This is a genomic window from Psychrobacter sp. 1U2, assembly GCF_051847575.1.
On sequence record NZ_JBPYDC010000681.1, the window covers coordinates 1 to 903 of the forward strand.

At 47.3% G+C, this 903-nt stretch carries 2 protein-coding genes; one reads left to right on the forward strand and one right to left on the reverse strand.

Annotated features, from left to right (window positions below; all coding sequences use genetic code 11):
- Positions 1-59 precede the first annotated feature (59 nt).
- A complete protein-coding gene (locus ACS8FD_RS18070; RefSeq protein WP_439263516.1) occupies positions 60-650 on the forward strand; it encodes a M23 family metallopeptidase in 591 nt (196 codons plus the stop codon).
- On the opposite strand, the gene ACS8FD_RS18075 is transcribed toward ACS8FD_RS18070, so the two are convergent.
- A partial coding sequence (locus ACS8FD_RS18075) for an ATP-binding protein (protein ID WP_439276863.1) occupies positions 647-903 on the reverse strand: 257 nt, incomplete at its 5' end. The two genes, ACS8FD_RS18070 and ACS8FD_RS18075, sit on opposite strands and share 4 nt — an antisense overlap.

Sequence of the window (903 nt, forward strand, 5' to 3'; positions counted from 1 at the left end):
ACCTTTGTAAATGTCCAACACGATTTAGAGTAAACCACAAAACACAATAAGAGATGTCGATGCCAGTAGATCAAAAAAACCAGCAACCAAAGCCTGCACGTTTGCGCCGTATGCTGAGTGTGTTAATCAAAGCTGCTGTGCTATTGGCCTTATTATTTGTATTCGACAAACTTCTCCCAAGTATCAGTCAACAAACACAGTCCTTTGTCGTCGCAAAATGGCAACAGTTGAGTCTGCTACAACAAGAGTTGCCAACAGAAGATAGCTTGCCAAGTCCACTACCAGATCAGCACTTGACCGATACTTGGGGCGCTGCTCGTAGCCAAGGTCGCACGCATGAAGGCATCGATATCTTTGCGCCGCGCGGCACACCAGTACAGTCAACGACGCAAGGCATTGTCAGTAAGGTTGGCGAAAATACATTAGGCGGACGTGTGGTGATGGTCGTAGGTCCTGGCGGTGCAGGACATTATTATGCACACCTAGAAGATTATGCTGATATAACTCCCAACGACTGGGTAAATGCTGGTGATATCATAGGCTATGTTGGTGACAGTGGTAATGCCAAAGGTACACCGCCGCACGTACATTATGGTATTTATATCAGCGGCAGTGCTGTCAATCCTTACCCACTTTTACAAAAAGACTAAAGCGTAGGCTCAGATCGTACATGGTTGGCGGGGAACAACGCACTAAACGTCGACCCTACGCCCTCTGTTGACTCAATTTGTAAGTTTACATCGTATTGATATAGGACGTGTTTGACAATTGCGAGACCTAACCCAGTGCCGCCTGTGGCACGGCTACGTCCACTATCGATACGATAAAAACGCTCAGTCAACCGCGTGATATGCTGGGGTGCAATACCGATACCATCATCCTCAACAGCAAAACGGCAGCCTT